At 72.7% G+C, this 19,601-nt stretch carries 18 protein-coding genes; 9 read left to right on the top strand and 9 right to left on the bottom strand.

Annotation, left to right across the window (positions count from 1 at the left end; genetic code table 11):
* Positions 1–189: 189 nt before the first annotated feature.
* The 5 genes from AC07DU_RS07195 (at position 190) to AC07DU_RS07175 (ending at position 5,621) form a co-directional block, all read left to right on the top strand.
* Positions 190–1,581 carry a carboxylate--amine ligase gene (locus AC07DU_RS07195; RefSeq protein WP_479110070.1) on the top strand — a complete coding sequence of 464 codons (1,392 nt, stop codon included), beginning with the start codon at positions 190–192 and terminating at the stop codon, positions 1,579–1,581.
* Positions 1,582–1,648: 67 nt separating this feature from the next.
* Positions 1,649–2,953, top strand: a complete 1,305-nt coding sequence (locus AC07DU_RS07190) for an NAD(P)-binding domain-containing protein (RefSeq protein WP_479110425.1) — start codon at positions 1,649–1,651, stop codon at positions 2,951–2,953.
* 24 nt (positions 2,954–2,977) lie between these two features.
* On the top strand, positions 2,978–3,283 hold the full coding sequence (locus tag AC07DU_RS07185) for a hypothetical protein (protein WP_453372849.1): 306 nt from the start codon (positions 2,978–2,980) through the stop codon (positions 3,281–3,283).
* Between the two features lie 11 nt (positions 3,284–3,294).
* Positions 3,295–5,382 carry a SpoIIE family protein phosphatase gene (locus tag AC07DU_RS07180; protein ID WP_479110068.1) on the top strand — a complete coding sequence of 696 codons (2,088 nt, stop codon included), beginning with the start codon at positions 3,295–3,297 and terminating at the stop codon, positions 5,380–5,382.
* A 95-nt stretch (positions 5,383–5,477) separates the two neighbouring features.
* Positions 5,478–5,621, top strand: coding sequence for a hypothetical protein (locus AC07DU_RS07175; RefSeq protein WP_453372851.1), 144 nt, complete (start codon positions 5,478–5,480; stop codon positions 5,619–5,621).
* A gap of 110 nt (positions 5,622–5,731) precedes the next feature.
* Here the strand turns inward: AC07DU_RS07175 and AC07DU_RS07170 are convergent, their stop codons facing one another.
* Complete coding sequence (locus AC07DU_RS07170) at positions 5,732–6,178, bottom strand: DUF6299 family protein (protein ID WP_479028568.1); 447 nt, start codon at positions 6,176–6,178, stop codon at positions 5,732–5,734.
* 157 nt (positions 6,179–6,335) lie between these two features.
* Here AC07DU_RS07170 and AC07DU_RS07165 point away from each other — a divergent pair, with 157 nt between their 5' ends.
* Both AC07DU_RS07165 and AC07DU_RS07160 read left to right on the top strand, forming a co-directional pair.
* Entirely contained in the window at positions 6,336–6,974 is a 639-nt protein-coding gene (locus tag AC07DU_RS07165) for a DUF4352 domain-containing protein (protein ID WP_479110066.1), read from the top strand.
* 56 nt (positions 6,975–7,030) lie between these two features.
* Positions 7,031–7,525 carry a DUF5949 family protein gene (locus tag AC07DU_RS07160; RefSeq protein ID WP_360891318.1) on the top strand — a complete coding sequence of 165 codons (495 nt, stop codon included), beginning with the start codon at positions 7,031–7,033 and terminating at the stop codon, positions 7,523–7,525.
* Between the two features lie 73 nt (positions 7,526–7,598).
* Here AC07DU_RS07160 and AC07DU_RS07155 read toward each other — a convergent pair whose 3' ends face one another.
* Both AC07DU_RS07155 and AC07DU_RS07150 read right to left on the bottom strand, forming a co-directional pair.
* Positions 7,599–8,846 (bottom strand): cytochrome P450, encoded by a 1,248-nt coding sequence (locus tag AC07DU_RS07155; protein WP_360891320.1) that lies wholly within the window; start codon positions 8,844–8,846, stop codon positions 7,599–7,601.
* Positions 8,847–8,963: 117 nt separating this feature from the next.
* Entirely contained in the window at positions 8,964–10,115 is a 1,152-nt protein-coding gene (locus AC07DU_RS07150; protein ID WP_479110064.1) for a low temperature requirement protein A, read from the bottom strand.
* A 146-nt stretch (positions 10,116–10,261) separates the two neighbouring features.
* On the opposite strand from AC07DU_RS07150, the gene AC07DU_RS07145 reads away from it, so the two are divergent.
* A complete protein-coding gene (locus AC07DU_RS07145; RefSeq protein WP_360891326.1) occupies positions 10,262–10,474 on the top strand; it encodes a hypothetical protein in 213 nt (70 codons plus the stop codon).
* A gap of 22 nt (positions 10,475–10,496) precedes the next feature.
* On the opposite strand, the gene mscL is transcribed toward AC07DU_RS07145, so the two are convergent.
* The 6 genes from mscL to AC07DU_RS07115 all read right to left on the bottom strand — a co-directional run bounded on the left by mscL (position 10,497) and on the right by AC07DU_RS07115 (position 16,498).
* Positions 10,497–10,994, bottom strand: a complete 498-nt coding sequence (gene mscL / locus AC07DU_RS07140; RefSeq protein ID WP_360891329.1) for a large conductance mechanosensitive channel protein MscL — start codon at positions 10,992–10,994, stop codon at positions 10,497–10,499.
* Positions 10,995–11,147: 153 nt separating this feature from the next.
* A complete protein-coding gene (locus AC07DU_RS07135) occupies positions 11,148–11,756 on the bottom strand; it encodes a hypothetical protein (protein WP_479110062.1) in 609 nt (202 codons plus the stop codon).
* A 152-nt stretch (positions 11,757–11,908) separates the two neighbouring features.
* The gene (locus AC07DU_RS07130; protein WP_360891332.1) at positions 11,909–12,772 is read right to left on the bottom strand and encodes an S-methyl-5'-thioadenosine phosphorylase; all 864 of its coding nucleotides are present in this window, start codon (positions 12,770–12,772) and stop codon (positions 11,909–11,911) included.
* Positions 12,773–12,882: 110 nt separating this feature from the next.
* A complete protein-coding gene (locus tag AC07DU_RS07125; protein WP_360891334.1) occupies positions 12,883–13,200 on the bottom strand; it encodes an FmdB family zinc ribbon protein in 318 nt (105 codons plus the stop codon).
* A gap of 67 nt (positions 13,201–13,267) precedes the next feature.
* On the bottom strand, positions 13,268–14,623 hold the full coding sequence (locus AC07DU_RS07120; protein WP_479028554.1) for an MFS transporter: 1,356 nt from the start codon (positions 14,621–14,623) through the stop codon (positions 13,268–13,270).
* A 363-nt stretch (positions 14,624–14,986) separates the two neighbouring features.
* Positions 14,987–16,498: a potassium/proton antiporter gene (locus AC07DU_RS07115; RefSeq protein WP_479110060.1), complete on the bottom strand. Its 1,512-nt coding sequence runs from the start codon at positions 16,496–16,498 to the stop codon at positions 14,987–14,989.
* 280 nt (positions 16,499–16,778) lie between these two features.
* Between AC07DU_RS07115 and AC07DU_RS07110 the strand changes: the two genes are divergently transcribed.
* Complete coding sequence (locus AC07DU_RS07110) at positions 16,779–19,595, top strand: penicillin acylase family protein (protein ID WP_479110058.1); 2,817 nt, start codon at positions 16,779–16,781, stop codon at positions 19,593–19,595.
* Positions 19,596–19,601: the final 6 nt, after the last annotated feature.

Raw genomic sequence — 19,601 nt, 5'->3', positions numbered from 1 at the left:
CACACCACCCCCGCTTGGTCCGACTAGGTGAAAGACACCGTTGCCATGTACGCGCATCCCAGCCACGTGCCCGCCGTTGTGCTCAGACTCGACCGCAATCCGTTCCACCACGGAACCCTCGGCGCCGTCAGATCCCTTGGCCGCAAAGGCGTGGAGGTCCATGCCGTCGTCGAAGCCGGGGGAGGTCCCGTGGGGCGTTCGCGGTATCTGCGCGCCGCACATCCCGGGCCGGCCGGTGGGCTGGACCCGGAGGCGCCCGAGGCGTTGCTGGAGTGCCTGACCGGGGTGTCGGAGCGGATCGGCCGCCCGGCCGTGCTCCTGGCCATGGACGATCTGAGCGCCATCGCCGTGTCCCGGGTCGCGCCGATGCTCCACGAGCGCTTCCGGATTCCCCGTCAGCCCGACGACCTGCCCGCGCGGGTGGCCGACAAGGCCGAGCTGGCGGGGCTCTGTGCGCGCTGGGACGTCCCGCACCCGGAGACCGTGATCCCGGCGAGCGGGGCCGAGGCGGCGGAGGCGGCCCGGCGGCTCGGGCTGCCGGTGGTCGCCAAGTGGAGCCGGCCCTGGCTGCTGCCCGCCGGGGCCGACGGGCTGCGGAGCACCACGCTGCTCTACACCGCCGCCGACGCGCGCCGGCTGTACGAGCGCTCCGCCGAGGCCGGGAGCCGGCTGCTGCTCCAGCGGTTCCTGCCGGCCGGGCCGGACACCGACTGGTTCTTCCACGGAGCCTTCGCGCGGGGCGGTCGTCCGCTCCTCGCGGGATCGGGCCGCAAGGAGCTCTCCTGGCCCGTGCGGACGGGCTTGACGGCGGTGGGGCGCTGGCTGCCGGATCCGGCGGTGGAGGAGGCGGGGCTGCGGCTCGCCGAACGGCTCGGCTACCACGGGATCCTGGACTTGGACTTCCGCCGGGACGAGCAGGGCGTCTTCCGGCTGGTGGACTTCAACCCGCGCCCCGGGGCGCAGTTCCGGCTCTTCACGGAGGCGGGCGGTATGGACGTCGTCCAGGCGATGTACCTGGATCTGACGGGCCAACGGGTCCCGGAGCCCGTCGGCGGCCCGGGGCGGGTGTTCCTCGCGGAGAACTACGCGCTGCTGGCGGCGGTCCGGGGCGGGTGGCTGCCGCGGCGCCGCCCGGCGGGCCGGGCCGACGGCGCCGCGGATCCGGTCCCGCCGGCGGGAGCCGTCCAGGGGACCGGCCCCGGCCCGGCGCCGACGGCCCCGACGCGTACGGGCCTGGGGGCGACGGGTCCGGCGGCGACGGGCCCGGCCGCTACGGCTCAGGCGTCGAGGGGCCGGGGCGTGCGGTCGCCGGCGCGAAGGGACCGCGGGCAGGTCGAGCTGGCCTGGTTCGCCGCGGACGACCCGCTGCCGTTCCTGGCGATGCTCGGTGCCCTGCTCGGGCGCGGTTTCGGCAAGGGGGCGCGCGTCCTGCGGGGCGTGCCCGCGCAGGGCCGTCGCACCGCGCTCGCGGCCGTCCGGGCCCCCCGGCAACGGGGGCGCGACGAGCCGCAGCCGGCCGCGCTCTCCCGCCGGGTCCCGCCGGAGGCTCCCGCCGAGCCGGACGAGCTGGTGACCCGTTGACCCCGCCCGGCGGGGCGGACCGCGCCGGGCCGGCGACCATCGAGCTGGAGGAGCGGCCGTGACGCGGATCGAGGACCTGGTGGTGATCGGGGCGGGCCCGTACGGGCTGTCGATCGCCGCCCACGCGGCGGGCGCGGGGCTCGACGTACGGCTGCTCGGGCGGCCGATGGCCTCCTGGCGCGACCACATGCCCGAGGGCATGTACCTGAAGTCGGAGCCCTGGTCCTCCAACTTGTCGGCCCCGGACGGGCGCCACACGCTCGCCGAGTACTGCGCCACCCTCGGGCAGGTCGCGGAACACGGCACTCCGCTGCCGATCGACACGTTCAGCGCGTATGGGATGTGGTTCGCCCGGCACGCCGCGCCCGAGGTGGAGGAGGTGACCGTCACGGAGGTGACCCCCGAGGGCGACGGCTTCCGCGTCCACACCGCCGAGGGACCGCCCCTGCTCGCCCGTACGGTCGCCCTCGCGGTCGGGGTGATGCCGTTCGTCCACCAGCCCGACGCACTGCGGGACCTGCCGCCCGGCCACTCCTCGCACAGCAGCGGCCACCGCGACCTGAGCCGCTTCGCCGGGCGCGAGGTCGCCGTGCTCGGGGCCGGGCAGGCGGCCCTGGAGACCGCCGCCCTGCTGGCCGAGCAGGGCGCCCGGCCGGTCCTGGTCGCCCGTCGCTCCCGGCTGAACTGGAACACGCTCCCGCAGCCCCTGGAGCGCCCCGCGCTACGGGCCCTGCGCGAGCCCCACAGCGGCCTCGGCACCGGCTGGCGCAGCTGGGTCTGGTCCGAGCTGCCCTGGGCGGTGCACCGGCTGCCCGCGGCCACCCGGGAGCGGATCTCGGCGACCGCGCTGGGCCCGGCCGGCGCCTGGTGGCTGCGGGACCGCTTCGAGCGGCGCGTGCCCGTCCTGCTCGGGCACCGGCTGCGCCGGGCGGTGGCGGTCGGTGAGCGCACCCGGCTGGGGCTGACCACCCGGTCGGGGGAGTCCGTGGTCCTGGACGTCGCGCACGTCATCGCGGCCACCGGCTTCGCCGCGGACCTGGCCCGGCTGGAGCTGCTCGACGCGGGGGTGCGGGCCGCGCTGGAGACGGTGGGGGAGGGCAGCGCGCCGGAGCTGAGTGCGGGCTTCGAGTCCTCGTGGCCGGGGCTGTTCTTCGCGGGGCTGCTGACGGCTCCCTCATTCGGCCCTTCCATGCGATTCGTGCACGGTGCGGGCTTCACGGCGGGGAGACTGGTGAAAGGAGTCCTGCGGCGCCTCGGTTCCCGGGGTCCGCGGCCGGGCTCCACCGGTCTCGCCCGGCGCGACCGGGCTGCTTCCCCCGGACACCACCGTCCGGGGGTACCCCCAGGGCATCCGAAGACGTATCTGCGGTGAGATCCGCGGTGAGAGGGGTCCGTGATGAGCGCGGAGCGAGCAGAGGGCCGCGGCTGGGTGCGCATTCCGGCCAGCCGCACGGAACAGTCCCCGCCGCCCAGGACCGCCGGGTACGACCGCGCCCCGTACCGGGGCGGGTACCCCGGTCCCTACGCCGGCCCGTACGCCGGTCCGTACCCGGGCCCCTACGCGACGGCCTCCGCCGCCGACCACCCCACGATCTACCTCTCCGTCGTCGAGCGCTGGCGGGAGGCCGGACGCACCCTTCCGGGGCATCCTGACGAGGAGTGGGAGCGGCTGATCTCCCAGCCCTGCTGGCCCGGCCGTTAGGGGGAGTGCACGTGGCAGCGGCGGAGCGCGACGGACCCGAGCCCGGCCGGCGGTCCCCCCTGACCGAGCCGGGGGAGCGGCTCGCGCTGAACGGCATGGGCAGTTTCGAGTGGGACCTGGAGACCGGCGCGCTGGCGCTGGACGACGCCGGGATGGCCGTCCTCGACCTGGGGCCCGGCGAGTTCGACGGCACCCGGGAAGGGGTCGGGCTGCGCATCCGGTCCGAGGACCGGGTCCGGCTGGCCGAGACCATCGCCGGGGCGCTGGAGGCCGGCGGGGACACGTACGGCTCGTACTTCACGGTGCAGCGGCGCGACGGCCGCGAGCAGTGGACGCACACTTCCGGCCGGGTGCTGCGCGACGGTGCGGGGATCGCGCAGCGGGTCGTCGGGATCCTCCGGGACGCCACGGCGGAGCTCGCGCACGCCACGGTGCTGCGCAAGCTGGAGGCGGCGCGCGCCCAGCAGACGACGATCGTGCAGCGGACCACGGAGGCCCTGTCGCGGGCGGTGACGGTCGACGACGTCACGGCCGCGCTGACCGGGCCGGGTGCGCTGGAGCGGCTCGGCGCGGACGGACTGGCCCTGGGGCTGGTCGAAGGCGGCACGATCAAGATCATCGCGCTGAGCGGGGAATCGCTGGAGATCCTCAGCGAGCGCCAGTTCACCCGGCTGGACGGTTCGCTGCCGCTGTCGCACGCGGTCCTCACCCGCCAGCCTCGTTTCGTCACCTCGCTCGCCGAGCTGGGCGGCGAGTTCCCGCTCCTCGCGGACTACCTGAACCGGATCGAGTTCGACGCGGCCGCCTACCTGCCGCTGATCGCCCAGGCCAAGGCCATCGGCGGGCTGGTCCTCTTCTACCGGCGGCGCACCGAGTTCAGCCCCGAGGAGAAGAACCTCTGCCTGGGCCTGGCGGGCATCGTGGCCCAGTCGCTCCAGCGCGCGCTCCTCTTCGACCAGGAGCGGGAGTTCGCGACGGGCCTGCAGGCCGCCATGCTGCCGCGCCGCATCCCGGAGATCACGGGCGGGGAGATCGCGGTCCGCTACCACGCCGCCTGGAGCGGGCGGGAGGTCGGCGGGGACTGGTACGACGTGATCTCGCTGCCCCGCGACCGCGTCGGCGTCGTCGTGGGCGACGTCCAGGGCCACGACACGCACGCGGCCGCCATCATGGGCCAGTTGCGGATCGCACTGCGCGCGTACGCGGGGGAGGGCCATCCGCCGTCCACCGTGCTGGCCCGGGCCTCGCGCTTCCTCGCCGAGCTGGACACCGAGCGCTTCGCCACCTGCATGTACGCGCAGGTGGACCTGGAGACGGGCGGCGTACGGGCGGTCCGCGCGGGCCACCTCGGGCCGCTGATCCGGCACACGGACGGACGCACGGGCTGGCCCAACGTGCGCGGTGGCCTGCCGCTGGGGCTGGCCTCGCTCTTCGAGCAGGAGGAGTTCCCCGAGACCCGGCTCGACCTGGTCCCCGGGGAGACCCTGGTGCTGTGCACGGACGGCCTGGTGGAGGAGCCCGGGACGGCCATCACCGTCGGCATGGACGCGCTCGCCCAGGCGGTGCGCAGCGGCCCGCAGGGCGCCGGGGCGCTCGCCGACCACCTCTCCGACCGGCTGTGGGAACGCTGGGGCTCGGGGGACGACGTGGCCCTGCTGGTGCTGCGCCGGGCCCCCGACCCGGGCACCCGGCGGGCGCCGCGCATCCACCAGTACGTGCACCAGGCCGACCCGGAGGGGCTCTCGGAGGCCCGCTTCGCCCTGCGCCAGGCCCTGCGTGACTGGGGGGTTCCGGAGCTCGCCGACGACGTGGAGCTGGCGGCCGGCGAACTGCTGGTCAACGCCCTGCTGCACACCGACGGCGGGGCGGTGCTGACCATGGAGGTGCTGCCGGAGCCGGTCCGGCGGATCCGGCTGTGGGTCAAGGACCGCTCCAGCGTGTGGCCGCGTCGGCGCACGCCCGGCGAGGCGGCCACCACGGGGCGCGGGCTGCTGCTGGTGGACGCGCTGGCCACGCACTGGGGGGTGGAGTCCCGGGGCGAGGGCAAGGCGGTGTGGTGCGAGTTCGACATCGGCGGCAGCCCCCGGAGCGCGGGGTGAGAGGCCGCTCACGCCGAGTTGTGGGGGCGGGGCGCCGGGGTGATGATGCGGTCCATGGAACGGACCACGCGATGAGGGGCCTGAGCAAAGGCGCCGTGACGGGCATCTTGGCCCTGCTCCTGCTGGCGGCCGGGGTGCCGACCGTCGTGGACTGGACGACGGGGCGGCCGCACGCGGACCCCGGGTGCCAGTCGACGGCCTTCATGTCGATGACGGACGTCGCCCCCGAATGCCGGTGAGCCGGGTGCGGTGAGCCCGGTGCGGTGAGCTGCGTGCGGTGAAGCCGGACCGCGGGGTCTTCCGGCCGGTCGGCAGGCGGCCGGTGGGAAGACCCCGTGACGGCTCCCGGTCAGCGGGATTCGATCAGCTCGATCTCCTGGGTGTCCTGCGCGACCGTGTCGACGGACCGCGGCAGCAGCCCCGAGAAGTGGACCTCGTTGAGCTGGACCTCGGCCAGCGCCGGGCCGGCGTGGACGTCCGGGGTGAAGCGGAGCGAGCCGGTGGCCTCCCATGCGTGCTCCTCCCCGTCGCAGTCCGCCTCCCCGCCGCCGAAGCCGATCCGGGTGCCGTCCTGGACGACGGCCGCCGCGATCTGGAGCTTCGCCCTCATGGGTGACGGGGACGTGCAGTGGTAGGTGCCGAAAAGGGTGACCTTTCCGTCCTCGGCGATATGACCGTACGGCTGTACGGAAATTCCCTGGTCGAAAACAGTGGCGTCGGCGGGCGCGGTGAATACCGCCGTTGCGGCCAGTGCCGAGAGTGCCGCCAGGGCCATGCGGGAGCCGTGAATACCCATCGTTCCTCCGGGTGGTTGCAGGTGGCGGGAATCCCGCCGGAATGAATTGTGCTGGCAGGCGGGCGTACACCGTCGCTCCGTGGACTCGTGTCGGTGTGTGCAATTGCCTGCTCGGGCGCGTGAGACTGACCGAAATACATCCCCGAAGGGATTTCGCATGCGCCAGTCCGCCGCCGCCCGCCCCGTTCCCCGTCCCCTGCCCGGCCTCGCACAGGGCCTCGCCGCCGCCCTCCTCCCGCTCCTCCTGTTCGGTGCCACGGCCTGCCAGAGCGCCCCCGAGGGCGCCGCGCTCGCCCCGGCCGCCGCCCCCGCCGTCCCGGTGGACGACGGGGTGCCGGGCGCCGAGGCGGCCCCCGAGCAGGCTCCCCCACGGACCGGCGGGAAGGCCGCCCATGTGGGTGAACCCGTACGGGTGGACGGCCGACAGGTCGGCCGCCACCTGCAGATCGTGCTGGCCGCGTACGTGGACCCGGCGGTCAGCGTGGCGAAGAACTTCGCCCCGTCGGCCGGCAAGCGCTGGGTGGCCGCCTCGATGTCCTTCGTCAACGTGGGCGGGGCCTCGTACGGGGCGCTCGGGCGCATGTGGGCGTACGACGGCGCGGGTCAGCGCCACCCGGTGGTACCGACCGGTGAACTGACCACCGGCAAACCGCTCGTCTTCGATTCCCTGGAGGTCGGTGAGCGGGCCGAGGGATGGGTCGTGTTCGAAGTCCCGGAAAACGCCCGCATTACCCGGCTCCAGTACCAGGATGCGAACGTGCAGGCGAATTCCGGAGAGGGGTTCTGGGTGGTATAGCCCGCCCGGGTGACGGGCCGTGAAAGGCTCGGGGGAGAGAGCACTAGGGTGCGCGCATGACTTCTACTCAAGCCGAAATCGACCGGTCCCAGCTCGGCACCCTTTCCGTGCTCGCGTGGATCGGCGACCCCTCCGAGGCGCACGACATTCCGTACCTCCTCGCCTACAGCCTCGGTGACGGCCCGCAGGGCCGGGAGGCCGGTGAGGCGGCGGCCCGCGGGCTGCTGGAGGAGATCGGCCTGCCCATCGGCGACGTCGTCATGGACGGCACCCGCAACCCGGCGAACTTCCCCGTGCAGATCCTGCTGGAGGGCAACCAGATCGCGCTCACCCTGCCCGGGATGAACGCGCAGTGCACCGCCCCCGACGAGTGGGTCGCCGCGGCGGACGAGAGCGGCCAGGCGTACTTCCTCTTCGCCACGCGCGCCTGGCCGGAGGCGGTGCCCGGTCAGCCGGTCTCCCCCGAGACCCTGCAGGCGTTCGCGGGCGACGAGTCGGTGCTCACGGGCAGCGCCCACTGCGTCCTCGCCGTGCGGCGCCTGCAGAAGTAGCGGCGCCGCGCCATGTGTTCCGGCCGCCGGGCTCCCAGCCTGCCCGGCGGCCGGTCCTTTTGCCGGATATGTCCTAGGGCCGCTCGAACGCGAACCTGAGCGAGCGGACCCGGTTGTCGAAGTTCGACCCCGCCAGGTCCGGCAGCCCCACCGCGCGCAGCCCGACCGGCCGGGTGAGCAGCTCGCGGAAGAGGGCCTTCATCTCGACCCGGGCCAGGTGCGCACCCAGGCAGAAGTGCGGACCGCCGCCACCGAAGCCCAGGTGCGGATTGGGCGAGCGGGTGATGAGGAAGGCGTCGGGATCGGGGAAGACCGCCTCGTCGCGGTTGGCGGAGGCGTAGTACAGGACCACCTTGTCGCCCGGGCGGAACACGTGCCCGTCCATGGTGTGTTCGGCGACCACCGTGCGGCGGAACTGGATGATCGGCGTGGAGTGGCGGATCATCTCGTCCACCGCGCCGTCCGCGTACTTCTCGAAGTCCGAGAGCAGCAGGTCCCGCTGGTCCGGGTGGTCGGTCAGCAGGGTCAGGCCGTGCGTGATCGCGTTGCGGGTGGTCTCCACCCCGGCGACCATCAAGAGCGAGAAGAAGGCGCCGAGTTGGCGTGCCCCCAGGGCCTGCCCGTCGACGTTCGCACAGACCAGAGCCGAGATCAGGTCGTCGGTGGGGTTCTTGCGCCGCTCCCGCCCGATGCCCGCCACCATCCGCTGCATGCGGGCGAGGGCGCGCAGGCCGCGGCCCGGCATCCGCAGCCGGGAGGCCAGGCCCCGCTGCACGCCGATGTTCTCGGAGGCGTGGTTGACGCGGTCGGCGATCTCGGCGCGGTAGCGCTCCGGGATGCCCATCATGTTGCAGATGACCTCCAGGGGGAGCCGGGAGGCCACCGCGGAGACGAACTCGTCGGGCCGCCCGGCCAGTACGTCGTCCACGATGCGGGTGGCCACGGCGTGGATGTCGGCCTCGGCGGCGGCCAGCAGGCGGGGCGTGAAGGCCCGCTGCACGATCTTGCGCAGCTGGGCGTGGTCGGGACCGTCGAGATTGACCATCGAGTCCCCGAACAGCGCGCGGACCCAGCGGGCCGGCTCGGGGGTGGTCACGCCGGGGGCGCTGGCGAAGACCTTGGGGAGCCGGCTGGCCTCTTGCACCTGGGCGTGGCGTACGAGGGCCCAGTGGCCGGCCCCCTCGGGGACGAAGACGGGGGCCGGGGCCTCGCGGAGGCGGGCGAAGGCGGCGAGGCGGTGGGCGGGGGGCGCCTGCCAGAAACCGGGCTCGGCCAGTTCCCTGCCGGGGTCTTCGCCGGGGCGTTGTGCGGGGAGCGTCATGGCTTGGAAACGGCGCCGGGGGCGCGGGAGTGACGGCTCGCCGCGGCGCCGTTGCCGGTCCGCCGGTGCGGAGCGGCGCCTCACGCGCCGGCGGGGTCTCGTGCGCGGCGCGGGCCGTCACCTTCGGGTGGTGCGCAGGGCCAGGGTGAGGCCGACGGCGACGGTGGCCGCGCAGACGAGTCCCGCGCACAGCACCGCGTACGCGCCCGCCCACGTGCACGCCAGCACGGCGAGGGCCGAGACGGGCAGGGTCAGCTGCTGGGCCGGGCCGCGCTTGAAGTGGCGGGCGTGCAGGAGCCAGACCATCAGGAGGAACAGCGCGGCCGGGACGGTCACGGCCGCGTTGGCCGCGAGCTGGGAGATGTGCGCCTTGCCCACCGCGTGCTCGACCGCGACCTCGATGCCCGCGCCGATCGCCGCGCCCGAGGCGAAGATCAGCAGGTGGCCGTACCCCCACGGGATCGCCTCGCGGTTCGACCTCAGCCGTTCGTGCATCGGCACCGCGAAGTAGATCCACCACGCGGCGAAGACGATCAGCAGCCCGCCCCCGGCGATGGGCAGCAGCAGGCCGAGCGCCTCGTGTTCGTCGATCGCCGACTTGACCGCCACCGTGGCCGCCGCGATCGTCTCGCCCAGCACGATGATGGTGAACAGACCGTACCGCTCCACGATGTGGTGGGCGTGCCAGGGCGTCTCGTGCCCGCGCTCGGTGAGGGCCGGGACGAGCAGCTCCGCCGCGGCCACCACGAGGAACAGCCACCGCTTGGCGTCGTCCGGGGCGAACAGCAGGCCCACCCAGCCGGCCTGACAGATCACCAGCCCGGCCGCGTACTTCAGCGCCGCCGCACGGGCCGCGCCCTGCTCCCCGGCGGCGGCCCGCAGCCATTGCGCCGTGAGCGCGATGCGCATGATCACGTAGCCGATGACCCCGACGGTCCAGTCGTTCTCGTCGAAGGCGCGGCTGACCCCCGCCGCGTAGACCAGCACGCCGACGATCTGCACCAGGGTCGCGATCCGGTACGGCACGTCGTCCACGTCGTAGGCGGAGGCGAACCACGTGAAGTTCATCCACGCCCACCACACGCCGAAGAAGACGAAGAAGTAGCCGACCACCCCGGCGGCCGGGTGGCCCTCCGCCAGCGCGTGCACCAGCCGGGCACCGGCCTGCGCGATCGCGACGACGAAGCAGAGGTCGAAGAACAGCTCCAGGGGGGTGGCCGCGCGGTGTTCCTCGTCGCGGCTGCGGGCGGTCATGGGGGAGTAGGCCATACCGGCCAGGAGACCAGAGGGAGGGAGATTCCGCAGGTCGGACGCGCTGCCGACGGCGCCGCCGCTGCGGTCGTGCGTGAGGCTTTCGCCAGCGCCGCCCACCGGCTGCGACGGGGCCGGAGCCGGGTCCGCCGTACCCTGGAGGCATGAGCAGCGCCCCCGCCCCCGACCCGCAGTCCCCGCAGCCCGCGCCCGGGGCGGACAAGCCCCGGCCCAAGCCCCGGCTGGTCTTCGACGACCCGCTGGACCAGCAGTCCTCGGACGACACCGACCGCGGCTGGGGCGAGCGGCCGCCCGCCGGGGGAAGCGCGGCCGACCTGGCCCGCTTCCTCGACGAGAAGCCCCCGCACCACATCTGACCGGCCGGGGCGGCCGCGGCTGCTAGAACGCGTCGCGCCTCGCCGCGGGAGCGACACCGCTGCTGTTGGTGCGCTGGGAGACCAGGGTGTCCCGGATCTCCTTGAGGACCTCCAGCTCGGTGATCTCCATGGTCTCCTGGACGCCCTCGCGGGCCTTGCGGCGCGCCTCCTGCTTGGCCAGGTACTTCGCCATCGGCAGCACCATCAGGAAGTACACGACCGCGGCGGTGATCACGAAGGTCAGCGTGGCGTTCAGCACCGAGCCCCAGAGGATCTCGACACCCGTCGGCTGGCCGTTAGCGCCGATGCCGCACGGGTTCTTGATGCACGTCTTGTAGCCGTCCAGGCTCTGCGTGCCGATCGTGCCCACCACCGGGCTGATGATGCCCTTGACGACCGAGTTCACGATGTTCGTGAACGCGGCGCCGATGACCACGGCCACCGCCAGGTCGACCACGTTGCCGCGCATCAGGAAGGCCTTGAAGCCTGCCAGCACGCTCTCGTTCTTCTTCTCGCTCACCACTGAGCCTTTCTTCACATGTACCAAACACGGAGCCAACGGTTCCGAAAGCTACGGCAGTCCGGGGCCGGTGTGTCCAATCGGTGCCCAACTCCCAGGGACGGGACCGCTCGGCCGTGCGAATCGGCCGCGTGCGCATCAGCTCCGTGCGCATCAGCACAGGGACACCGCCAGCCGCGTCACGGCGCCCGCCCCCACGAGGGCCCGCGCGGTGTCCCGGGGCACGGACAGGACCACCAGCGCCCCGCCGTCCCCGACACCCTGCTCCGGACGGGGCACTTCGGCGACCCGCGCCCCCGCCGCCACCACCCTCGGCGGACCGGCGCGCTCCGCCGCGACCACGTCGACCCGGTCCCCGGGCCGCAGCAGCCGCACCGTCGCCGCGTCCGCGATGCGCACCGGGGCCGACACCATGCGCACCGCCGCGGGCGGTGCCGCGGCCCGCGGCGGCCTCGGTCCCGGTGGGGCGCCGCCCCGCGAGGCCTGCGCCTCCGTGCCGCCGACCGCCAGCGCCGCCGCCACCACGGCCAGTGCGGCCGACGCCGCCCGCCGCCGACGCCGCACGGTCCGGCGCAGCCGGTCCCCGCCCCGCCCCACGCGCAGCGGCGGGAACGGCGGGACCGGGCGCGCCGGGGGACACGCGGAAACGGACGCGGACGGGGCCGGAGGGGAAGGACGGCAGGAGGGGCCGGAGGAAGGACGCGAGGAGGGACGGGACGAGGGGCGGGACGACGGCGAACAGGGCACCGGTGCAACGGACATGACGACCACCACCAAGCGGAGTGAGTGTGTGCCCGGACCCCGCGCCCGGACACATCTCACGATCCGGCCTACCGCGGAATCCCGCTCCGGCCTGTGGACTAACCCCAGCCTGTGGATAACCCCGTCACCTCCACGAGTGAGGGTCCAGGCGCCTACGGCAGCTCGATGCCCAGGTCCCAGCCGTCGTGCGCGTGCGTGCACAGGCAGGCGCGGGACTCCGTGGACGGCAGGGCCGCCACCGCGTCGAAGAGGACCTCGCGCAGCCGGCCGACGTTCTCGCCGAACACCTTCAGGACCTCCGTGTGGGACACGCCCTCGCCGGTCTCGGCGCCCGCGTCCAGGTCCGTGACCAGGGCCATCGAGGTGTAGCAGAGCCCCAGCTCACGGGCGAGCACCGCCTCCGGGTGGCCCGTCATGCCGACGACCGACCAGCCCGCCGCCGCGTGCCAGCGCGACTCGGCGCGCGTCGAGAACCGCGGCCCCTCGACCACGACCATGGTGCCGCCGTCCACCGGCTCCCAGTTCCGCCCCCGGGCCGCGGCCAGCGCCACCTGGCGCCCCACCGGGCAGTACGGGTCCGCGAAGGTGGTGTGCACGACGTTCGGGACGCTCCCTCCCCCAGAGCCTCCGGCCTGGGAGGTACCCCCAGGCAGCGGCTCCCCGTCGAAGTAGGTCTGGACCCGGGCCTTCGTACGGTCCACCAGCTGGTCGGGGACGAGCAGCGTGCCCGGCCCGTACTCGGCCCGCAGCCCGCCGACCGCGCACGGGCCGAGGACCTGGCGGACGCCGACGGAGCGCAGGGCCCACAGGTTCGCCCGGTAGTTGATCTTGTGAGGCGGGACGGTGTGGCTGCGCCCGTGCCGGGGCAGGAAGGCCACCTGGCGGCCGGCCAGCTCACCCACGTACAGGCAGTCGCTCGGGGGCCCGTACGGGGTCTCCACTTGGATCTCGGAGACGTCCTCAAGGAAGGAGTAGAAGCCCGAGCCGCCGATGACACCGATCTCTGCGTTCACCATGCGGCCACCCTAACGGGGCATGCCGAAGGCCCCGCTGCCCGGTGGTGCGGGCGGGGCCTCGGGGTGCCTCAGGCCGCCTCCGGGGTGGAGGCGGGGCCGGGGCGGAGCGGTCAGGCGGCCGACGTGGAGCTGCTGCTCGTGCTCGACGACGTCGAAGAGGACGTGGCGGCGGGAGCGGCGGCAGGGGTCGACGTCGAGGACGACGAGGAGCCCGAGGACGGCTTCGAGGCAGGGGTGCTGCTCGACGACGCGCCACGACTGTCGTTCCGGTAGAAACCGGAGCCCTTGAAGACGATGCCGACCGCGGAGAACACCTTCTTCAGGCGTCCGTCGCAGCTCGGGCACACGGTCAGTGCGTCATCGGTGAACTTCTGCACGGCCTCAAGGCCCTCACCGCACTCGGTGCACTGGTACTGGTAGGTCGGCACGAATTTCCTCCTGGCACTCTCACTCAATGAGTGCTAACGACGCTCCATGGTGACGTATTCCGGCGGATCAGTCCACCGTCACCGGCACGCGGTGACCCATCCCACGCTCGTTCACCCTGTTACGGGCACCCGAGGAGGGGACGGCCGGGGCCGCGGGGGCGGCCGCAGGCGCGGACGAGCTGATGATCCGGCTCGCGGCCTTCGAGGCCTTGGGGGCCAGCTTCGCACGCAGCGCCAGCAGGGTGGCCAGCGCGAGCGCGGTGGCCGCCATGGGCACCAGGAAGCCGTACGAGGACCCGTGCGCGTCCGTCAGGCGGCCGGCCAGGATGACGGCGAGGGCCTGCCCGAAGGCGATCGAACCGGTCAGCCAGGTGAAGGCCTCGGTCCGGGCGTTGGCGGGGACCAGCTGCTCGACCATCGTGTAGCCCGTGATCAGCGCCGGGGCGATGAACAGGCCGACGACCAGGCCGAGCGCACCCAGCAGGATCATCGAGTGGGCGGCCCACAGGACGGACGCGGCGGCGGTGAGGCCGATGTAGCCCAGGATCAGCCGGCGGCGCGGGCCGATCTTCCAGGCGACGGCTCCCATGGCGATGCCGGAGATCATGTTGCCCGCGGCGAAGACGCCGTAGAGCAGGCCGTTGGCCCCGGGGTTGCCGATCTCGCTGGAGAAGGCGGCGAGGGAGACCTGCATGCCGCCGAAGACGGCGCCGATCCCGAGGAAGGCGAAGACCAGCACGCGCAGACCCGGGAAGGAAAGTGCGAAGGCACGCTTCTCGCCGGTGGCCGACACGGCGTGCGGCTTGGGCTGGGTGGCCCGCCGGGCCGCGAAGAGCAGGCCGCCGAGCAGGGTCAGCGTGGCCTCGGTGACCAGACCGGCCGCCGGGTGGACGCCGGTGCACAGGGCGGTCGCCAGGACCGGGCCGACGACGAAGGTGAACTCGTCGGTGACGGACTCGAAGGCGGCGGCCGTCGCCAGCAGCGGCGAGCCCTCCAGCTTGGCGGCCCAGCGCGCGCGGACCATCGGTCCGACCTGCGGCACCGAGGCGCCCGCGGGTACGGCGGCCAGCGCCAGCGCCCAGACGGGCGCGCCCATCAGGGCCAGCGCCGCGAGGCCGCTGACGGCGGCGGAGTGCGCGAGGACCACGGGGATCAGGACGGCGCTCTGGCCGAAGCGGTCGGTGAAGATGCCCATCAGCGGCGCGGACAGCGCCATGGAGATGCCGGTGACGGCGGCGACGATGCCGGCGCTGCCGTAGGAACCGGTGGTGTGCTGGACCAGGAGCAGGATGCTGATGGTCAGCATGCCGAAGGGGAGTCGTGCTGCGAAGCCGGGGAGTACGAAGCTGAGGGCGCCGGGTGTGCGCAGGAGCTTTCCGTAGCCGGGGCGGGCGGACGTGTCGGTCGTGACCGCGGATGTCACGGCCTTGCCTTTCCGCTGCCTGGTAGAGCGTCCCCGTCTGCGGACGGTGCTTCGCCTTGTGAGCGGCCGCACCCGTACATGTGGGAGCCCCGAGAGCTGTCCTCTTGCGCAGAACCGAGTGATACCTGGGCGCCCACATCGGGAGTGCCACGGCCGCTTTGCGGTCGCGCCAGCTCTGCGTCAGGCAGAGTTGGTTCGATCTGTTGTGCCTTCATCGTACAGGGGATCCCCCTAACACGCCCTGTGATTACGGTGACAAGCCTTGTCTTCACCTGCGATTAACTGGAATTTCGCATTCCAGGGGCGCGTAAAAGGGGGCCAATCCGCCAGAAGTCCGTCGAAAAGGCGATTTAGAGCGTCGCTCTAACGCCTGCCGGGCCCGGAGCCGGAGCCGGAGCCGCGCCCGTGTCCATGCCCGCCGCCGTTCCCGTTGCCCGTGCCCAGCCACCCCGCCAACTTGCCGCCCCGCGCCACCGCCCGCAGCCGCGCCTCGGCCGCGTCCCGTACCGGATCCGTGGCCACCACCAGCAGCTCGTCCCCGCGCCGCAGCACGGTCGACGGCGACGGTACGAAGCTCTTCGCGTCCCGGACCACCAGCGTGACCGAGGCCCCCGGCGGCAGCCGCAGCTCGCCCACCTCCACCCCGTGCATCCGCGAGGCGGGCGGGATCGCGACGGAGAGGAGGTGGCCGCGCAGCTTCTCCAGCGGCGCCGACTCGATGCCGAGGTCGGACGCGGACTCCTGGGTGTCCCCGAGCTTCAGCTTGCGGGCCACCCAGGGCAGGGTCGGCCCCTGCACCAGGGTGTAGACGACGACCAGGACGAAGACGATGTTGAAGACGCGGTCGCTGCCCTCGATCCCGGACACCATCGGGATCGTGGCGAGGATGATGGGCACGGCGCCGCGCAGGCCCGCCCACGACATCAGGGCCTGCTCCTGCCACGGGACGCGGAAGGGCAGCAGGCTCACGAGGACCTCCAGCGGCCGCGCCACCATCGTGAGCACCAGCCCGATGACCACGGCGGGCCAGAAGTCGCGCACCAGCTCGTGCGGGGTCACCAGCAGACCCAGCAGCACGAACATGCCGATCTGGGCGATCCAGCCGAGCCCGTCCGCGAAGCCCCGCGTGGCCGGCCAGTGCGGCAGCTTCGCGTTGCCGAGCACCATCGCCGCCAGGTAGACGGCGAGGAAGCCGGAGCCGTGCGCCATCGCCCCGGCCGCGTACGCCACGATCGCGATGGCCATCACGGCGATCGGGTAGAGGCCGGAGGCGGGCAGGGCCACGTGCCGCAGGCCGTACGCGCCGAGGAAGCCCACCGTCAGGCCGATCGCGACGCCGATCGCCAGCTCCAGCGCGATCGTGCCGAGCAGCACGTACCAGGAGTCGACCGGGCCCACGGTCGCGAAGGCCACCACCAGGATGACCACGGGTGCGTCGTTGAAACCCGACTCGGCTTCCAGGACGCCCGTGATCCTGGAGGGCAGCGGGACCTTGCGCAGCACCGAGAAGACGGCGGCCGCGTCGGTCGAGGAGACGACCGCGCCGATCAGCAGCGACTGGCGCCACTCCAGGCCGACCAGATAGTGCGCCCCCGCCGCCGTGACACCGACGCTGACCGCCACGCCCACCAGTGAGAGCACGATCGCCGCCGGCAGGGCCGGCTTGATCTCTTTCCACTTGGTGCCCAGACCACCCTCGGCGAGGATCACGACGAGCGCCGCATAACCGATGACCTGGGTCAGCTCGGCATTGTCGAAGACGACGTTGCCTATGCCGTCCTGGCCTATCGCGACGCCTATGCCGAGGTAGATGAGCAGACTGGGAAGGCCGCTGCGCGAGGAGAGGCGTACCGCCGCGACCGCGACGAGCAGCACGAGCGAGCAGACCAGCAGAAGCTCATTGAGCGTGTGGACAGTCAGCGGGCGGCCCTCCTCCGTGCGCCCGGCGGAATCGGTCCTCCAGGCGACAAGTTCGGCAAGTAGTTCATTACTTTACCTAATCTTTGACGCGCCCTTTACGTGATAACCACATTGTGAAACGCCTCTTGCCGCCTGTCCTCAGCACCCGCGGGACCTGGCGGATCAACGAAGGACGTCCTGCGCCTATGGTTGCTCCCAGTACACCCAGGACCACCCTGCCCCTCTAAGGACAGCGATGCCCGCCAACGAAACCGCTCCTCCCGTCAAGAAGAAGGGGCGACGTGCCCGTCTGATCGTGCTCGTCCTGGTCCTGGCGCTCGTCGCGGGCCTCGGCTACGGGGCGTACTGGAGCGTGGACAGCGTGCGCGCGTCCTTCCCCCAGACGACCGGCTCCCTCAAGGTGCCCGGCCTGACCGGGACCGTCGACGTCAAGCGCGACGACCACGGCATCCCGCAGCTCTACGCCGACAACGACGCCGACCTCTTCCGCGCGCAGGGCTTCGTCCACGCCCAGGACCGCTTCTGGGAGATGGACGTGCGCCGGCACATGACCTCCGGGCGGCTCTCGGAGATGTTCGGCTCCGGCCAGGTCGAGACCGACGCCTTCCTGCGCACGCTGGGCTGGCGCCAGGTCGCACAGGCCGAGTACGACACCAAGCTGTCGGAGGAGACCAAGAAGTACCTCCAGGCCTACGCCGACGGGGTCAACGCGTACCTGAAGGGGAAGTCCGGCAAGGACCTCTCCGTGGAGCACGCCGCCCTCAAGCTCAGCGACGGCTACCGGCCCGAGCAGTGGTCGCCGGTGGACTCGGTGGCCTGGCTCAAGGCGATGGCCTGGGACCTGCGCGGCAACATGCAGGACGAGATCGACCGGGCGCTGATGGCGAGCAAGCTCTCGCCGGCGCAGATCGACGAGCTCTACCCGCCGTACCCCTTCGACCGGAACAAGCCGATCGTCGAGGGCGGCAAGGTCGAGGGCGGCAAGTACGCGCCCCAGGGCTTCAGCGGAGGCTCCGGCTCCGGCAGCGCGGTGGGCTCGCAGCCCTCCACGGCCATGGGCGGCGCCTCCGCCACCGGCCTCGCCGACAACGCCACGGCCCAGGGCGCGGCCGTGGGCCTGCGCACGCAGCTCGGCGCCCTCGCCGACACCCTGGACGAGATCCCCGCGATCCTCGGCCCCAACGGCAGCGGCATCGGCTCGAACTCCTGGGTCATCTCGGGCAAGTACACGACCACCGGCAAGCCGCTGCTCGCGAACGACCCGCACCTGGCCCCGCAGCTGCCCTCGGTCTGGTACCAGATGGGCCTGCACTGCCGTGCGGCCTCGCCCCAGTGCCAGTTCGACGTGGCCGGCTACACCTTCTCCGGCATGCCGGGCGTGGTCATCGGCCACAACACCGACATCGCCTGGGGCATGACCAACCTCGGCGCCGACGTCACCGACCTCTACCTGGAGCAGGTCAAGCCCGAGGGCTACGTCTACGACAACAAGGTGCTCCCCTTCACCACCCGTGAAGAGGTCATCAAGGTCGCGGGCGGCGACAGCAAGAAGATCACCGTCCGCACCACCAACAACGGCCCGCTCGTCTCCGACCGCAGCGACGAGCTCGCCACGGTCGGCGCCCGCGCCCCCGTCGCCAGCTCCGCGCCCGACCGCGGCGACGGGTACGCCGTCGCCCTGCGCTGGACCGCGCTGGAGCCGGGCAAGTCGATGGACGCCGTGTTCAAGCTCAACCGGGCCAAGGACTTCGCGGCCTTCCGGGCCGCCGCCGCCGACTTCGAGGTCCCCTCCCAGAACCTGATCTACGCCGACAACAAGGGCGCCAGCGGCAACATCGGCTACCAGGCCCCGGGCCGGATCCCCGTCCGCGGGCAGGGCGACGGCCGGATGCCCGCCCCGGGCTGGGACTCCAAGTACGCCTGGAAGGGCGGCAAGGACGGCTCCATCCCGCAAAGCGAGATGCCCTGGGACCAGAACCCCTCGCGCGGCTACATCGTCACCGCCAACCAGGCGGTCGTGGAGAGCGGGAACGGCGCGGGCAAGTACCCGTACCTGCTGACCACCGACTGGGGTTACGGCGCCCGCAGCCAGCGGATCAACGACCTCATCGAGGCGAAGATCAAGGACGGCGGGAAGATCTCGACCGACGACATGCGCACCATGCAGATGGACAACAGCAGCGAGATCGCCGCGCTGCTGACCCCCATGCTGGCGAAGATCGAGGTGTCGGACCCGGGCGTGCGCGCCGCGCAGAAGCTGCTGGACGGCTGGAACTACACGCAGGAGCCCGACTCGGCGGCCGCGGCCTACTTCAACGCGGTCTGGCGCAACATCCTCAAGCTGTCCTTCGGCGACAAGATGCCCAAGGAGCTGCGGATCGAGGGCAGCTGCATGAACGTCCTCGGCAACGGCACCGGCCCCGCCGACGACCTCGCCAAGACGGTCCGCGAATGCGGCACCCGCGACTCCGACTCCGCGCAGCCGGACGGCGGCGACCGCTGGTTCGAGGTGGTCCGCCGCCTGGTCAAGGACGAGAAGTCGCAGTGGTGGAGCTCGCCCAGGACCCTGACCCAGCCGGCGACCACCACCCGCGACGAGCTCTTCGCCCGGGCCATGAAGGACGCCCGCTGGGAGCTGACCGCCAAGCTCGGCAAGGACCAGTCCACCTGGAGCTGGGGCCGGCTGCACCGGCTGACGCTGAAGAACCAGACGATCGGCACCGAGGGCCCCGGCTTCATGCAGTGGCTCCTCAACCGCGGCCCGTGGAAGCTGGGCGGCGGCGAGGCCACCGTCAACGCGACCGGCTGGAACGCCTCCAGCGGGTACGGGGTCACCTGGGTGCCGTCCATGCGGATGGTCGTGAACCTCAACGACCTCGACAAGTCCCGCTGGATCAACCTGACGGGCGCCTCGGGGCACGCGTACAGCGCGCACTACACGGACCAGACGACGCTGTGGGCCAAGGGCGAGCTGCTGGACTGGCCCTTCGGCAAGGACGCCGTGGACAAGGCCACGGTGGACACCCTGACGCTCAAGCCCGAGGGCTCATAGACGGCC

It is taken from the genome of Streptomyces sp. NPDC045695, from assembly GCF_056432025.1.
Note: the sequence above shows the minus strand (reverse complement) of the source record. Positions and strands in the feature narration are given on the sequence as shown.

Bases quoted from the DNA above. Each gene is read 5' to 3' on its own strand.
- AC07DU_RS07160 (WP_360891318.1), top strand. From the start codon at position 7,031: ATGACTTCTACTCAAGCCGAAATCGACCGGTCCCAGCTCGGCACCCTT.
- AC07DU_RS07110 (WP_479110058.1), top strand. From the start codon at position 16,779: ATGCCCGCCAACGAAACCGCTCCTCCCGTCAAGAAGAAGGGGCGACGT.
- AC07DU_RS07165 (WP_479110066.1), top strand. From the start codon at position 6,336: ATGCGCCAGTCCGCCGCCGCCCGCCCCGTTCCCCGTCCCCTGCCCGGC.
- AC07DU_RS07130 (WP_360891332.1), bottom strand. From the start codon at position 12,772: ATGGTGAACGCAGAGATCGGTGTCATCGGCGGCTCGGGCTTCTACTCC.
- AC07DU_RS07145 (WP_360891326.1), top strand. From the start codon at position 10,262: ATGAGCAGCGCCCCCGCCCCCGACCCGCAGTCCCCGCAGCCCGCGCCC.
- AC07DU_RS07135 (WP_479110062.1), bottom strand. From the start codon at position 11,756: ATGTCCGTTGCACCGGTGCCCTGTTCGCCGTCGTCCCGCCCCTCGTCC.
- AC07DU_RS07155 (WP_360891320.1), bottom strand. From the start codon at position 8,846: ATGACGCTCCCCGCACAACGCCCCGGCGAAGACCCCGGCAGGGAACTG.
- AC07DU_RS07150 (WP_479110064.1), bottom strand. From the start codon at position 10,115: ATGGCCTACTCCCCCATGACCGCCCGCAGCCGCGACGAGGAACACCGC.
- AC07DU_RS07185 (WP_453372849.1), top strand. From the start codon at position 2,978: ATGAGCGCGGAGCGAGCAGAGGGCCGCGGCTGGGTGCGCATTCCGGCC.
- AC07DU_RS07170 (WP_479028568.1), bottom strand. From the start codon at position 6,178: ATGGGTATTCACGGCTCCCGCATGGCCCTGGCGGCACTCTCGGCACTG.